The 12604-nt window shown below is 67.8% G+C and carries 17 protein-coding genes; 6 read left to right on the top strand and 11 right to left on the bottom strand.

Features of this window, described 5'->3' with window-relative positions:
- Positions 1-18: 18 nt before the first annotated feature.
- Positions 19-1113 (bottom strand): hypothetical protein, encoded by a 1095-nt coding sequence (locus BLU81_RS03950; RefSeq protein ID WP_092541687.1) that lies wholly within the window; start codon positions 1111-1113, stop codon positions 19-21.
- Positions 1113-2270, bottom strand: a complete 1158-nt coding sequence (locus tag BLU81_RS03945; RefSeq protein WP_092541685.1) for a serine hydrolase domain-containing protein — start codon at positions 2268-2270, stop codon at positions 1113-1115. The genes BLU81_RS03950 and BLU81_RS03945 overlap by 1 nt, the downstream gene beginning before the upstream one ends.
- Positions 2271-2338: 68 nt before the next feature.
- On the opposite strand from BLU81_RS03945, the gene BLU81_RS03940 reads away from it, so the two are divergent.
- On the top strand, positions 2339-2989 hold the full coding sequence (locus BLU81_RS03940; protein ID WP_092541683.1) for an SMI1/KNR4 family protein: 651 nt from the start codon (positions 2339-2341) through the stop codon (positions 2987-2989).
- A gap of 10 nt (positions 2990-2999) precedes the next feature.
- On the opposite strand, the gene BLU81_RS03935 is transcribed toward BLU81_RS03940, so the two are convergent.
- The 3 genes from BLU81_RS03935 to BLU81_RS03925 are packed head-to-tail and all read right to left on the bottom strand — an operon-like array spanning position 3000 to position 4343.
- Positions 3000-3377, bottom strand: coding sequence for a VOC family protein (locus BLU81_RS03935; protein WP_092541681.1), 378 nt, complete (start codon positions 3375-3377; stop codon positions 3000-3002).
- 40 nt (positions 3378-3417) lie between these two features.
- Entirely contained in the window at positions 3418-3921 is a 504-nt protein-coding gene (locus tag BLU81_RS03930) for a hypothetical protein (protein WP_157751209.1), read from the bottom strand.
- On the bottom strand, positions 3918-4343 hold the full coding sequence (locus BLU81_RS03925) for a hypothetical protein (RefSeq protein ID WP_157751207.1): 426 nt from the start codon (positions 4341-4343) through the stop codon (positions 3918-3920). Before BLU81_RS03925 ends, BLU81_RS03930 begins: the two co-directional genes overlap by 4 nt.
- Before the next feature lie 31 nt (positions 4344-4374).
- On the opposite strand from BLU81_RS03925, the gene BLU81_RS03920 reads away from it, so the two are divergent.
- Positions 4375-4908 (top strand): hypothetical protein, encoded by a 534-nt coding sequence (locus tag BLU81_RS03920; protein ID WP_092541675.1) that lies wholly within the window; start codon positions 4375-4377, stop codon positions 4906-4908.
- Positions 4909-4947: 39 nt separating this feature from the next.
- Positions 4948-5391 carry a GNAT family N-acetyltransferase gene (locus BLU81_RS03915; RefSeq protein ID WP_092541673.1) on the top strand — a complete coding sequence of 148 codons (444 nt, stop codon included), beginning with the start codon at positions 4948-4950 and terminating at the stop codon, positions 5389-5391.
- 64 nt (positions 5392-5455) lie between these two features.
- On the opposite strand, the gene BLU81_RS03910 is transcribed toward BLU81_RS03915, so the two are convergent.
- Complete coding sequence (locus BLU81_RS03910; protein ID WP_231954117.1) at positions 5456-6004, bottom strand: nucleotidyltransferase family protein; 549 nt, start codon at positions 6002-6004, stop codon at positions 5456-5458.
- A 7-nt stretch (positions 6005-6011) separates the two neighbouring features.
- Positions 6012-6434 (bottom strand): winged helix-turn-helix transcriptional regulator, encoded by a 423-nt coding sequence (locus BLU81_RS03905; protein ID WP_092541669.1) that lies wholly within the window; start codon positions 6432-6434, stop codon positions 6012-6014.
- Between the two features lie 82 nt (positions 6435-6516).
- Between BLU81_RS03905 and BLU81_RS03900 the strand changes: the two genes are divergently transcribed.
- On the top strand, positions 6517-7377 hold the full coding sequence (locus tag BLU81_RS03900; protein ID WP_092541667.1) for an aldo/keto reductase family oxidoreductase: 861 nt from the start codon (positions 6517-6519) through the stop codon (positions 7375-7377).
- 50 nt (positions 7378-7427) lie between these two features.
- Positions 7428-8141, top strand: a complete 714-nt coding sequence (locus tag BLU81_RS03895) for an HAD family hydrolase (protein WP_092541665.1) — start codon at positions 7428-7430, stop codon at positions 8139-8141.
- Here BLU81_RS03895 and BLU81_RS03890 read toward each other — a convergent pair.
- The 4 genes from BLU81_RS03890 to BLU81_RS03875 form a co-directional block, all read right to left on the bottom strand.
- Positions 8102-9043 carry a glycoside hydrolase family 26 protein gene (locus tag BLU81_RS03890; protein ID WP_092541663.1) on the bottom strand — a complete coding sequence of 314 codons (942 nt, stop codon included), beginning with the start codon at positions 9041-9043 and terminating at the stop codon, positions 8102-8104. The two genes, BLU81_RS03895 and BLU81_RS03890, sit on opposite strands and share 40 nt — an antisense overlap.
- A complete protein-coding gene (locus tag BLU81_RS03885) occupies positions 9040-9498 on the bottom strand; it encodes a hypothetical protein (protein WP_157751205.1) in 459 nt (152 codons plus the stop codon). Before BLU81_RS03885 ends, BLU81_RS03890 begins: the two co-directional genes overlap by 4 nt.
- A 267-nt stretch (positions 9499-9765) precedes the next feature.
- Complete coding sequence (locus BLU81_RS03880) at positions 9766-10737, bottom strand: hypothetical protein (RefSeq protein ID WP_092541659.1); 972 nt, start codon at positions 10735-10737, stop codon at positions 9766-9768.
- Between the two features lie 11 nt (positions 10738-10748).
- On the bottom strand, positions 10749-11282 hold the full coding sequence (locus BLU81_RS03875; RefSeq protein ID WP_092541657.1) for a YbhB/YbcL family Raf kinase inhibitor-like protein: 534 nt from the start codon (positions 11280-11282) through the stop codon (positions 10749-10751).
- Positions 11283-11397: 115 nt separating this feature from the next.
- Here BLU81_RS03875 and BLU81_RS03870 point away from each other — a divergent pair, with 115 nt between their 5' ends.
- Positions 11398-12279, top strand: coding sequence for a helix-turn-helix transcriptional regulator (locus tag BLU81_RS03870; protein WP_331717478.1), 882 nt, complete (start codon positions 11398-11400; stop codon positions 12277-12279).
- Positions 12280-12604 lie beyond the last annotated feature (325 nt).

The raw sequence follows: 12604 nt of genomic DNA, 5'->3' as shown, positions 1-12604 counted from the left end.
GCTCCTGTCGTCCTGAGTTCAGAAATCCCGGGTCGTCTCGAACCAATCGTCGGCGGGCTTGCGGAGGTCGCCCAGCGGGGTGTCCGTGGCCAGCAGGGCGACTGCGGCCTGCGCGTCCTCGCGTTCGGTGGTCTCGATGCGGGGCAGGCGGTTGATCGCGGCGACAAAACCGCGCACGGCGGTCTCGACCGTGAACTCGGTGGTGGCCGTGCCGACCGCCTTCTCCGCGGCGCGGAACGCTTTCACCGCCGCGCGGGCGGACTTCGGCGGCCACGCCGAGAACGGCAGCCGGTATTCGGTGGCGAACCATTCGGCGCTGCGCGACTTGGAGACCGACGAATATTCCCAGCCTTCGTGGACGGCCCGGCGCAATTCCGTACGCAGCCGCTTTCCCTCTCGGTCGTCGACGTTCCAGGCGATCAGTTGCAACAGTTCGGGCCAGGCGTTCAAAGACGGAAGACCAGCCATTTCCGGTACGAATCTCAAATGCAGCCCGGTCAGCCCGCGCAACTCGGCCAGCGCTTCCAGGTTGGTCATACTGCCGGACAACTGGAGGTGGCGCAGCTCGGTGAATTGGAGCAGGCTCGCGCAGTCGAACGGCTTCCGCAGCGGCTGGACCGACACCGACACCGAAGCGGCTCTCGCCAGGGCGGGCATGATCGGCAACGTCGTGGTCGGGCTGAAACCGACTGTCGGGCACTGCGCACCCGGCGCGAGCACCGGCGTGAACAGGATGAGATCGCCGCCGGCGAAGAAGTTGTGGCCGGGCGGCAGTACCAGGCGCAGTGGGGCCCGGCGCACCCGGACGCTCAGCGAGTGGATGTCGGCCCGACTCGCGTCCAGGTCCTGCGCGCTCTGCGGTGACCAGGTGAGACCCTCGATCGGCCGGTGCTGCGACCAGGCGGCCCAGCCGGTGTCGTCGCCCTCGTAGGTGATCCAGCGCGGCCAGTGCGACCCGGCCGGGGTGGAGTACGGGTCGAAGGCGCTCCAGTTGATCGTGTCGCCGGGGGCGACCTGGAGATCGGTGTCCGGGCCGCCCAGCGAACAACTCCCGACGCCGGGCTCCCTCTTCAGCCGGTGACTGTCCGGACCGGTCAGCGAGATGATCTCCATCAGTCGTCCAGGGCCTGGTAGACGCTGTTCCACAGATCGGCCCACATCGGCAGCCCTTGATCACCGAGGTGGGCTCGCTGCATGAAGACGAACGCGGTCAGGTCCTCGGACGGGTCGTTCCACCAGCCGGTGCCGTAGTAGCCGGGCCAGCCGTAACTGCCCACCGACGGGCCGAGCTGGGTACGGCGGGTGCGGACCGACAGCCCGAAACCCCAGCCGATGTCCGCGAAGTAGCCCGGCCAGAACCCGGAGATCTCTCGCTGCCGCGGCGTCAACTGGTCGGTGGTCATCAGCGTCACCGACGGGCGGGACAGCACCCGCTCGCCCCGATGCACACCACCGTTGAGCAGCATCGACGTGAACGTGAGGAAGTCGTTCGGGGTGGACACGATGCCACCGCCACCCCGCTCGAACACGGGCGGGCGGTCGACTGGGCCGGTGGGGCCGTCGTCGACGGTCGGCGTTCGGTGGGCGTACGCCACCGCAAGGCGGTTGATCTTGTTGGGGTCGACGCTGAAGCCGGTGTCGGTCATGCCGAGCGGGCCGAGAAGCCGCTCACGCAGAGCCTCGCCGAAAGACATGCCGGTCGCGCGCGCGACGAGCACGCCGGTGACGGTGGCGGCGGTGTCATACATCCAGCGCTCCCCCGGCTGATGCACCAGCGGCAACTCCCCGAGCCCGCGCAACCACCCGTCCGCCGACGACCCGTCGATCGTGTCCAGGGCATCCGCGATCGGGATCGTGCCCGGTTCCGCCGGGACCATTCCGGTGCCCATCGTGTACGTCAGCAGGTCCCGCACCGTGATCGCCCGCACCGCCGGAACGGTGTCACCGAGCGGCCCGTCCGGGTCCCGCAGCACCCGCATCCCGGCCAGCTCCGGCAGCAGTTCGTCGACCGGGTCGTCCAGCCGCAGCGTGAAGTCCTCGACCAGGGTCATCACACAGGCGGCGACGATCGGTTTCGACGTCGACCCCAGCCGGAAGATCGTGTCAGCGGCGATCCCGGCCCCGTCGAAGGCCAGCGCCCCCACCGTCTCGACGTGCACCTGACCGTGCCGGGCGAGCACCGCCACCATCCCCGGCACGAGCCCGTCAGCGACGTGCTTCTCCATCAGCCCACGCGTCCTGGACAGCCGCTTCGCCGAGAACCCCGTCATCGCCCGAAACTATCAGCCGCCCGGGAAACGGCCGGCCCGGACTGCACAGCCTCGTAACATCACCGGACGTGACCCGAAGTGTCGCGGACTCCTGGACGCTGATCGACGACTGGCTGCACCAGCACGTTCCCCACGTCCACGCCACGCTGGCGCCACCCGCAACCGCCGCGGACCTGCAGCGAGTGGAACAGGCCCACGGCGTCGACCTGCCCGGCGACCTGATCGCGTGGTGGCGTGGAGCCAACGGAATGCGGCCCGGGTCGATGTCGTACGCGCAGATCGTGCCGCCCGGCCTTTGGGCGATGAACACCGAATTCGCGGTCGCCCATCTGCACGAGACACGACAACTCGCCACCGGTCCGCAGACGTCGGTGCCGATCCGGGAGTACGACGCGACAGTGGCGGAACTGATGAACGAACCCGCGGGTTCACCGGACCAGAGCGGAGAAGGAGTACTGGTCCACTTGCCCGCCTGGTTCGCGTTCGCGTACGAGAATCGTGTCTACTTCGTCGATTACCGACCGGGCCCGTTGCAAGGGTGCGTGATGCGTCAAGGCGCCTACGGCGGGTGGAGCGGACCGCTGTGGCCCAGTCTGGCGGCCATGTGGGCGGAGACGAGCGACGTCCTCCTCAGCTCGAATCCCGGTTCTCGGCCGGAACGAGTCAAGACCACGGTGGGCGATTGGTGGTTTCCTCAAGGCTGGTGGCCGGAATCCTGAACGATTCCGCTCAGGATCGGCGTTCCTCCGCTGAGAGCGTCAGGCAGAATTCGTTACCGGCCGGGTCGAGCAGAACCACCCAGCCCGCACCGTCCGACTTGCGATGGTCCTCGGAGATCGTCGCGCCCAGTGCCAGAACGCGATCCACCTCAGCGTCGCGGTCCCGGTCACCGGGCTGCAGGCAGACGTGTACCCGGTTCTTCACGGTCTTGCCTTCGGGAACAGCCTGGAAGTAGAGCCGCGGCCCGCTCGCCGGTTCGAGGACGACATCAGCGTCACCGGGAGCGAACTCCGCATCGAGCGGCTGGCCGATCACCTCACCCCAGAACTGCGCCAACGAGTAGGGGTGAGCGCAGTCGAACGAGACATTCCGAATGAACGAGACCATGACCCCAGATCCTAGGCGCTCCCGAGCGCGCGCCGTTCCGCTAACTCGCGCCGACTCGATCGATGTCGCTTCGGCGGCGGAGGAGATCGACCACGACCGCGACGATCATCCCCGCGTATGCCCAGAAGAGCACGTTCGAGAACGCGGACACCGGGTCCCAGGTGCCGTGCCAGGAGTCCTGGAAGGCCTGTGTCCAGGTGTCACCGTGACCGATGGTCCACGGCAGCGGAAGTCCCAAACTGACGACCCAGACGGCGTCGCAACAGGTCTCTTGGATCGGGGTCACCATGCCGGCCAGCACTCCCACGGCACCAGCCGCCGTACCGGAGATCCGCCCTGCCCTGCTCGTCCGAAGACCTCGCCGAGCCAGCGCGATCAGGAGCACACCACCGACGATCACCACCGCGGAGAACACCGAGACCCGCCAGTCCGCCTCGTACGCGGTGTTGTTCATGCCGCCCAGGTAGAGGCCGAGAGCAACACTGCCACCCCCGGCCAGCACCCGGGCGGCGATACCGAACCCATCGATGGCTTCTCTGGTCAACGGCTGATCGTCGCACGGCATCGCCAGTCCCCGAGATCGTCGGGACGACCAGTGCTGATGAAGGTACGGATCAGGTTCCAGGCGCGATAGGTGTTCAGCACGACGTCGCCGTCGAACCGGGTCAGCTCATCGATGATCGGCACCTCGACGTAGGCGTCAGCGGGGACGCTGCCGTCTCCGATGAGAACGCAGGACTGCGGAAGCGGCGCCGTGACGATCATGTGGATGACCGCGTACTCGCCGCGAAAACCGATGTTCAGCCGTAGGTCCTCGACATCCGGGATCGCCACCTCGATGTAGCCGCGGATCCGGCGGTTGCGCAGCCGGCGAAAACGGTCCTCCAAGTCCGCCAGATCCGACCGTTTCGGGGCGGGTGAGAATCGGCGGGATCCCAGTTCGGTCGCGGACCAGACCACAGTCATCGGCGGAGTCTAGAACGCCTATTCTTCGCCCATGGCGGGCGGTGTTGGGGAGCAGTGGGATGGCTGGGTACGGCAATGGGCGACCGACATCGACGCTGCCGCCGGTGGCATGGTGGCGACGTTCGAGTCCGATTTCGGCTACCCGGCCGGAGTCAACGAGGTGCGGTGGGCCACCGCGGACGACCGTGCCGACGCCGAGCGGTACGGCCTCGACCCGCTGACGGTGCCGCCGATGGCCGACTTCTATCGGATCGTCGCGGCGGTCAGCCTGCCGGATGTCGGCAACGGCCTGTTCATTCATCGTGCGTCGAGCGCGCTGGCGCTCCGTGACGAGATCGGCTACGTATTCGTACCCGGCGCCGATGACACGCACGGTCTGCCGGTCGGTTCCACGGGTGGTGGCGATCAGTTCGTCGTGGACTGGGGAGGCGCTGTGCACCGGTCGATCGGCGCGTCCTTGGACGGGGATTTCGTGCGGGTCGCCGACTCGATCGAACATTTTCTGGCGCGGCTGCGATACGCCGTCACCGCGTTCACCGAGGACAACCGGATAGTCGACGTCTGACGGCCCGCCAGGTGGCAGGCGCCTGGCAGCATGTCCGTTATGGAGCTAAAACTCAGGGCGGTTCGGCGGGAGGACGCGGCTCAGCTTGCCGGGCTGCTGGCGCAGTTGGGGTACCCGACCGACGAGGCCACAGTGCACGAGCGACTGGACTACTGGCTGGACGATCCGGCCAGTCAGCTCATCGGGGCCGACGACGACGGCGAACTCGTCGGCGTCGCAGCGCTGCACTTCTCGCCGATGCTGGAAGTGACCGGAAAGGCCGGACGGCTGGCCGCGCTGGTCGTCGACGAGCGTTACCGCAGCCGCGGAGTGGGCCAGTCGCTGGTCGCGGCGTTCGAGGACCAGGCCCGCGCCGCGGGATGCGTGAAGCTGGAGATCACGAGCTCCCGCTACCGGGAGCGAACCCACAATTTCTACAAACAGCTGGGGTACGAGGACATCTGCGCGTCCTCAGCCCGCTTCATCAAAACCGTCACGGAGTAGACCCCCGCGTCGAGAATGAGCATGCCGGGACCGCTCTGGCACATTCCGCAACCAACTGCACGCGTCAAAGTTCGAGGCGCAGGCGGGGCCAACGGCTGGTCCAGCCCTTGGCGTCGACGCGGCTCTGCACCTTGGCTCGGCCCGCCGGGTTGTCGAAGGCCGGGGACGGGCGGACCACCATGTCCACCAGGTCGGCGATGCCGTGGCAGGTCATCAGGTGCACGGAGTCGTTCCGTAACGTCACCGCGATGCACGTCGCCGTTTCGGGCCAGCGGGAGATCGCGTCCCGGGTGGAGGTGTAGGGGTCGACGCCGTTGTGCAGGTGCATGCGGGCCTGATTGCGGATCTCCCACGGCACCCCGGGCAGGAGCGTCTCGGCCTGGGCTTCGAAGCGGACGTCCTCGGCCGGGTCCGGGTTCGCCGGGGCGAAGTAGGCGACATCGACGTCCCGCTCCGGCCGGCCCGGTAGGCCGCTGATCGCATCCCAGACGCGGTTGCGGACGAAACCGGCGCCGATCCACCAGTCCGGTAGTCCGAGGCGGGCAGCTGCCCGCAGGGTTCTCATCGCTTGCGGATCCGACGAGATCACGTTCACCACGAACCGTGCGCTCATGACCATCTCAGGGCCGGCTGTCGTGGGTGGCTCGGCTGGTGAGGACCTCGTCCATGTGAATTTCGGCCCAGCGCTTCAGGGTTCGCATCGTCTGGTGCAGGGAGAGGCCCAGGTCGGTGAGTTCGTAATGGACCGTGGACGGAACCGTCGGGGTCACCGTCCGGGTGATCAGGCCGTCTCGTTCCAAGGCGCGCAGCGTCTGGGTCAGCATCTTCTGGCTCACTCCGGCCAGCAGGCGGGACAGTTCGGAGTAGCGCATCGGGCGTGGCGAACCGGTGCAATCGGGGCCACTGCCGAGAGCGGCCAGGATCAGGGTCACCCACTTGCCGGAGACCCGTTCGAGCAGTTTGCGGCTGGGGCAGACGGCCAGGAAGGCGTCGTACTCCGCCTTGGCCTGGGCTTTCTTCTGTGCCGCCGAGATGGTCGCCATGTCCGCTCACTTTCCGGTGAGTATCTTACGCACTCCGAGGTGCCTACTTCCCAGCAGGAAGTTACCTGCCGATAGTAAAGCCATGACTTCTCTTCCTGGTGGCACCTGGACGTTGGGCGATCTCGACGTCACGCGGTTCGGTTACGGGGCCATGCAGCTCGCCGGCCCCTGGGTGATGGGGCCACCCGCCGACCACGACGGGGCGCTCGCTGTGCTCCGCGACGTCGTCGAGTCGGGCATCACACACATCGACACCTCGGACGCGTACGGGCCGTACGTCACCAACCAGCTCATTCGGGAGGCTCTGTACCCGTACCAGCAGAATCTCCGGATCGTCACCAAAGTCGGCGCGAACCGCGACGCGCAGGGTGGCTGGCCGACCGCCCGGGATCCGGAGAGCCTGCGCCGGCAGGTGCGGGAGAACCTGGACCGGCTCGGGCTGGACGTCCTCGACCTGGTCAACCTGCGGCTCGGGAACGCGGAAGGGCCGCGAGCGGAGCCGGTTGCCGAGGCGTTCGGGACACTCGTGGAACTGCAGCGGCAAGGGCTGATCCGGCATCTCGGGGTGAGTAACGCGACCGCCGAGCAGGTGGCCGAGGCCCGGGCGATTGCACCGATCGTGTGCGTGCAGAACATGTACAACCTGGCGCACCGCTCCGACGACACCCTGATCGACGAACTCGCCGCCGACGACATCGCCTATGTGCCGTTCTTCCCGCTGGGCGGGTTCAGCCCGTTGCAGTCGTCGGCCCTGGACGCGGTGGCCGCACGGCTGGAGTCGACGCCGATGTCGGTCGCGCTGGCCTGGCTGTTGCGGCGGTCGCCGAACATCCTGCTGATCCCGGGCACCAAGTCATCGGCGCATCTGCACGCGAACATCGCCGGTGCGGGCCTGGCACTGGCCCCGGACGACCTCGCCGAACTGGACAAGATCAGGGGGTGATGTGCGCCCGGTCATGGCCGGTGACCTGGCCTCTGGTTAGGGTCACCGGCATGCTGGATACGTACGACGCCGTGCTCTTCGATTGTGACGGGGTCCTCGTCGACTCCGAGCGCATCACCAACACTGTGCTCCGGGAGATGCTGCTCGAACTGGGCTGGCAGGTGTCGGTGGAGGACTGTTTCCGGCTGTTCGTCGGGCGGGCGGTGAAGGACGAGAGCGCCCTGATCGCGTCGCACACCGGGTTCACCGTGACCGACGAGTGGATCGCCGAGTTCCGTGCCCGCCGCAACGTGGCGCTCACCCGCGATCTGCTGCCGATTCCGGGTGCCGTCGCCGCGGTCCGGGCGATCGACGGGCTCACCGGTGGGATGCTGGCCTGCGCGAGCGGCGCCGACCGTCCCAAGATCGAGTTGCAGCTCACCAAGGTCGGGCTCGACGACGTGTTCGCCGGGAAGATCTTCAGCGGCATGGAGACGCCGCGCAGCAAGCCCGCCCCGGACGTCTACCTGGCCGCGGCGGCTGCTCTCGGCATCGACCCGGCTCGGGCCGCGGTCGTCGAGGACACCCCGACCGGTGTCCGGGCCGGGGTGGCCGCCGGGGCCACGGTGTTCGGGTACTGCCCGGCGGACAGCCCGGCTCACCAGGCGCCGCAGGTGATGCTGGACGCCGGGGCCACCTACACGTTCGCCGACATGGCGGAGCTTCCGGCGCTGCTGGCCACGGCTCAGCCGGAGAACCGGGTTCTGCGCACCATCGACCGGTAAGCGGCCAGGGCTTCGGCGTCACTGTCCGGGCGGAAGTCGCGGGACGTGCCTTTCTGATTGTCGGTGTCGAACCAGACCACCGCACCGATCGACGGCGTCGCCGCCACGTACGCGGAGAGCTTTTTGATCCATGGCGCTTTGCTGTTCCGGCCGTGGCTGATGGCGGCGGTCTCGGCCAGCACGATCGGTTTACGTTTGCCGTAGGCCGACACGATCGGGGTGAACAGCGTCTTCGGTGACTCCTTCGAGAAGTTGTAGCCGGAGACGCCCACCCAATCGACGTAGGAATCCCCCGGGTAGTAACGCTGGAACTTGTTCCACGCCACGTCCGGGCCGGAATTCCAATTCGGTCCCCACACCCAGGCGACATTGGTGGCACCGTTCTCCCGGAAGATCCGGTGCATGCGCCGCCACGACTTGACGTACCCGGCGGGCTTCTTGCCGTTGTGGGTGCCGTCCCAGTCGAACCAGTTCCCGTTCATCTCCCAGCCCCAGCGCAGCATGATCGGCCGTTTCATGCCGGCCAGCCGGGTGGCCATCAGAGCGATGTTCTTATCGGATTTCCCGCTGGTTATCCGCTGGTAGGTGGTGCCGTGCCAGGACACCATCAGCACCGCGTCCGACGGCACTTCCGGCTCGCTGACCGGCGCATACCCCGACCACGGGTAGTAGCGGTTGATGATCCGCTGTTCCCGCCCGAGCTGTTTACGGCGTAACGCCAGACTCTCGGTGAACGTCCGCCCGCGCAGTGAGAGATAGGACCCGAGCATCGCTTTCCCCGGCCGGAACGGCACCGGCCCACCCCATTTGACAGCCGCTTGCGCGGCCTCCGGAGCAAGACCGATCGCCGGTACGGCCAGCGACAGCATCCCCAGCACCTGCCGCCGATCCAGCCCGCTCATCGGGCGACCGCCGCTCTCCCGGCCACGAGCAACCCGAAGGCCGCCGTGGCGAGGATCAGTGCGAGGAGACCCGCAACGCCACTCACCGTGCCCGACAGCGACATCCAGGAAACGAACTGTTCGGCCGAGCCGCCGGAGTCGTTCGCGTACGAGAAGAAGGAGAACGACTGATATGTGCTGCCGAACCCGAATACGGACAGCGATACACCGAGCAAAGCAACTCCCAGTCCGGCCAGACTCAGCCCGTAAGCGATCCGGCTGCCACGCCGCAGACCGAACGCGGCCACCGCCAGCAATACGGCGAAGCCCAGCTTCGACCCGCCGGTCACGAACTGGACGGCCGCCCACTCGTCACCGAGTAGCGGCCGGAAGCGCAGCCCGCCGATCACGTCCACCAGAACCAGGACCAGAAGCAGCCCGGCAACCGCAAGCTGCAACCCGAAAACCGCAGCCATCGTGTTGAGCCGACCCTTCTGGCCAGACATTTCCGATATCACCCGGGCACTCTACGTGCGGTCGGCGCACGACCGGGACGGCTGATCGGCCGGAATCCGCACGACCGACGGCTTCAACGCCACCGGGCGAGCACCGTCAGCAAGGCCTCCGACGTGGCGTCGGGAGCGTCCAGGGTCACCAGCCGGCCGCCGCGTTCCAGTTGGTTCTCATTGCATTACCTCCTCGGGGTGCTGAGGCCGGCCCGGTTCCCGGGCCGGCCTTCGCGATCAGTGGTTGGCGATTCGGGAGGTCAGCAGGTTGGGGTCGTTCAGCGTCGAGTAGGCGGCGCTGGTCACGTACGCCTGGTGTCCGCGGACGGCGACCGAGGTGGGGTTGGACAGACCGTCGGTTGCGGTCAGCACGGTCGTGACTTTCGCGGCTCGGCCCCTGGCCGGGGTGACCAGGACGACCTTGTTCGCCGGGTTGATCGCGGCCAGCAGCTGGGTGCCGTTGCCGGTGAAGGTGAAGTCGTCGATGCCGGTCAGACCGGTCGCGACGGTCTCGAACGTGCCCGCCTTCCTGCCGGTGAGGGTGGTACGCAGGATGGTGCCCTTGTCAAGGTTCGTCACGTACAGGTGCTCGCCGCGGACCTTGGCGCCGTTGACGCCGAGGTAGGTGACCGGGCGCAGGACGGCGGCGCTGCTCAGGACGGTTGCGTACCCGCGCTGGCGGCCCCGGGTGGGCACGCTGTAGACCGCGCCCTTGACCGGGTCGGTGGCGTACAGGATGCCGGTGGCGGGGTTGATCGTCAGGCCGTTGGGGGCGCCGTCGGCCGGCAGGTCAGCCAATTTGACGGGAATCCGGTTGTCCTCGGTGAAGGTCCAAATGCCGGTTTCGGCCTTGCTGCCGGTGGCGTAGGCGACGTAGAAGCGGTTGCCATCGCGCACCAGCCCGGTCACCAGTGAGAAACCGATGACGGGGGCCACGGCGCTCGCGTCGGCGGGCGCGGGGAGGGTGGCCAGCACCGTGGTCCGGCCGGTGGCCGAGATGCGGGCGATCTGGTGGCTGAGGGCGAAGGTGACGTCGACGCTGCCGTTGCGGTCCAGGGCGATGTTCTCCGGCGTCTGGCCGGCGGTCAGGTCGAAGTGGGCCGTGACCGTGGGCTTCGAGATCGGCATCGACGCGGCCTGCGCAGGGCCGGCGAACAGGACACCGGCAGCGATGGCGACAGCGGTGCCCCGGAGGGTTCGGAAGGTCATGGTGTCCTCGTTCAGGAAGCGGGGGTCTCGGCGGTGGCCACGATGGTGGCGCGACCGAGGATGTGGCTGGCCATGGTGAAGTTCAGGTACGCCGGGGTGCCCTCGGCGGGCACTCCGAGGTCCTCGACGTCGAGGGCGTGCACGGTGATGAAGTAGCGGTGCTCGCCGTGTCCGGCGGGCGGTGCCGCGCCGATGTACTGCGGCAGGCGTGCATCGTTGGGCAGCTGGATCGCGCCCTGCGGCAGCCCCGAACCGACGGCGTCACCGGCCCCGGCGGGCAGGGTGGTCACGGTGGCGGGGAGATTGAAGACGGCCCAGTGCCAGAAGCCGGACATCGACGGCGCGTCGGCGTCGAAGACGGTCACCGCGAAGCTCTTGGTGCCCTCGGGTGCGCCGGACCAGGTCAGGTCGGGGGAGATGTCCTGGCCGCCGGGGATGCCGAAGGCGCCGGAGTGCTGGGCCAGCGGCAGAGCCTCGTTGTCTGCGGCCGCGGAGCTCTTCAGCTCGAAGCTGGACACTTCGGGGAGACGGGCAAACGGGTTCATGGTGGTTCTCCAAGCGGAGCGAGTGGTGTGCTGCGGACACCTGAAAGACTGCGATCTGCGACAACGGGCAGGGAGATCTTCAGCATCCTGGTGCCCGGGGTGCCACCTTCAACCGATGACGTGTGGCGACGCGGTGCCGCAAGCTGGGATCATGCCCGCTCCCCGAGCTGCAAACCGGCCCGAACTATCAGCTTTCCTGCGAGCGATGCGAGAGCGCGTACGACCGGAGGAGGTGGGCTTGCCAAAGCTGGGTCAACGCCGCACGCCGGGGCTGCGGCGCCAGGAGGTCGCGCAGCTCGCCGCTGTCAGCATCGACTGGTACATCCGCCTCGAGCAGGGCCGTGTCGGCATACCCGGCGCGGCTGTGCTGGACGCGTTGGCTCAGGCGCTGAAGCTGTCCGAAGCGGAACGTCACCATCTGCACCTGATCGCGCGGGGCGAGGCCCCGCCTGCCCGGCATGTGCCGGCGCCGGCGAGTCAGTCGTTGCGGACGCTGCTGCGGAGCATGCCGGCGACTCCGGCCTGGATCCTTGACTTCCGGTTCGATGTGCTCGCGCACAACGCGGCGGCGGTGGCCCTGTTCGGTCCCGGCTTCGCGGTGGGGACGAACACGGCGGAACCACTGTTCCTCGACCCCGGCGCCCGCGACTTCCAGCTGGACTGGGATCGGATCGCCCGCGAGCACGTCGGCAACCTGCGCGCCAACCTGGCCCGACATCCGGACGACCCGCGCCTCCTGAGTCTGGTCGCCGACCTGCGCCGCACGAGCAGTGACTTCGCGGCCTGGTGGGACGATCAGACCGTGCAGGAACGCACGAACGGCACCAAACGCGTCCTGCACCCGGCCGTGGGCGTCATGACCTTGCGCTACGACGTGCTGGCCGTCCAGGACGGTTCCGAACAACGCCTTTCCGTCATCACCCCGGCGGACGCGCACGCCGAGGAGACGCTGCGCTCGCTCATCTTCCAGCAGACCAAGCTGCGAGCGGTGAACTAAAACGACTGGGCGTTGAGGTGCGCACGTCGTTGTCCGCCGCGAACGACAGGGCCAGCGCCCGTCCTGGGCTCCGCCATGGCCGGCAAGGTCCTGGGCCACCCGCCGCCGGCGTCAGCGACAACGCGATCGGCAATAAACTGCTCGACCGAGCCACCACCCTGCACCCCATCTTGAAACGTCGAGAACTCCATGATCACCTTGGAGACTTCACCCGCTTCACCCGCTTCCACAGAGGCCACCCACCCCACGAAATCCCTGTTCAAACACCCCGCGCCGCGAGAACGCAATAGCTCTGGGCCTGTCCACCGACCGGGACCGACTGTAA

The sequence above is a fragment of the Actinoplanes derwentensis genome (genome assembly GCF_900104725.1).
GTDB lineage: Bacteria > Actinomycetota > Actinomycetes > Mycobacteriales > Micromonosporaceae > Actinoplanes > Actinoplanes derwentensis.
Note: the sequence above shows the minus strand (reverse complement) of the source record. Positions and strands in the feature narration are given on the sequence as shown.

Coding starts and splice junctions, on each gene's coding strand:
- BLU81_RS03925 (WP_157751207.1), bottom strand. CDS start 4,343: ATGACTGTGGTCTGGTCCGCGACCGAACTGGGATCCCGCCGATTCTCA.
- BLU81_RS03885 (WP_157751205.1), bottom strand. CDS start 9,498: ATGGCTGCGGTTTTCGGGTTGCAGCTTGCGGTTGCCGGGCTGCTTCTG.
- BLU81_RS03905 (WP_092541669.1), bottom strand. CDS start 6,434: ATGGCGACCATCTCGGCGGCACAGAAGAAAGCCCAGGCCAAGGCGGAG.
- BLU81_RS03900 (WP_092541667.1), top strand. CDS start 6,517: ATGACTTCTCTTCCTGGTGGCACCTGGACGTTGGGCGATCTCGACGTC.
- BLU81_RS03935 (WP_092541681.1), bottom strand. CDS start 3,377: ATGGTCTCGTTCATTCGGAATGTCTCGTTCGACTGCGCTCACCCCTAC.
- BLU81_RS03890 (WP_092541663.1), bottom strand. CDS start 9,043: ATGAGCGGGCTGGATCGGCGGCAGGTGCTGGGGATGCTGTCGCTGGCC.
- BLU81_RS03950 (WP_092541687.1), bottom strand. CDS start 1,113: ATGGAGATCATCTCGCTGACCGGTCCGGACAGTCACCGGCTGAAGAGG.
- BLU81_RS03915 (WP_092541673.1), top strand. CDS start 4,948: ATGGAGCTAAAACTCAGGGCGGTTCGGCGGGAGGACGCGGCTCAGCTT.
- BLU81_RS03895 (WP_092541665.1), top strand. CDS start 7,428: ATGCTGGATACGTACGACGCCGTGCTCTTCGATTGTGACGGGGTCCTC.
- BLU81_RS03920 (WP_092541675.1), top strand. CDS start 4,375: ATGGCGGGCGGTGTTGGGGAGCAGTGGGATGGCTGGGTACGGCAATGG.
- BLU81_RS03875 (WP_092541657.1), bottom strand. CDS start 11,282: ATGAACCCGTTTGCCCGTCTCCCCGAAGTGTCCAGCTTCGAGCTGAAG.
- BLU81_RS03945 (WP_092541685.1), bottom strand. CDS start 2,270: ATGACGGGGTTCTCGGCGAAGCGGCTGTCCAGGACGCGTGGGCTGATG.
- BLU81_RS03910 (WP_231954117.1), bottom strand. CDS start 6,004: ATGAGCGCACGGTTCGTGGTGAACGTGATCTCGTCGGATCCGCAAGCG.
- BLU81_RS03870 (WP_331717478.1), top strand. CDS start 11,398: ATGACGTGTGGCGACGCGGTGCCGCAAGCTGGGATCATGCCCGCTCCC.
- BLU81_RS03880 (WP_092541659.1), bottom strand. CDS start 10,737: ATGACCTTCCGAACCCTCCGGGGCACCGCTGTCGCCATCGCTGCCGGT.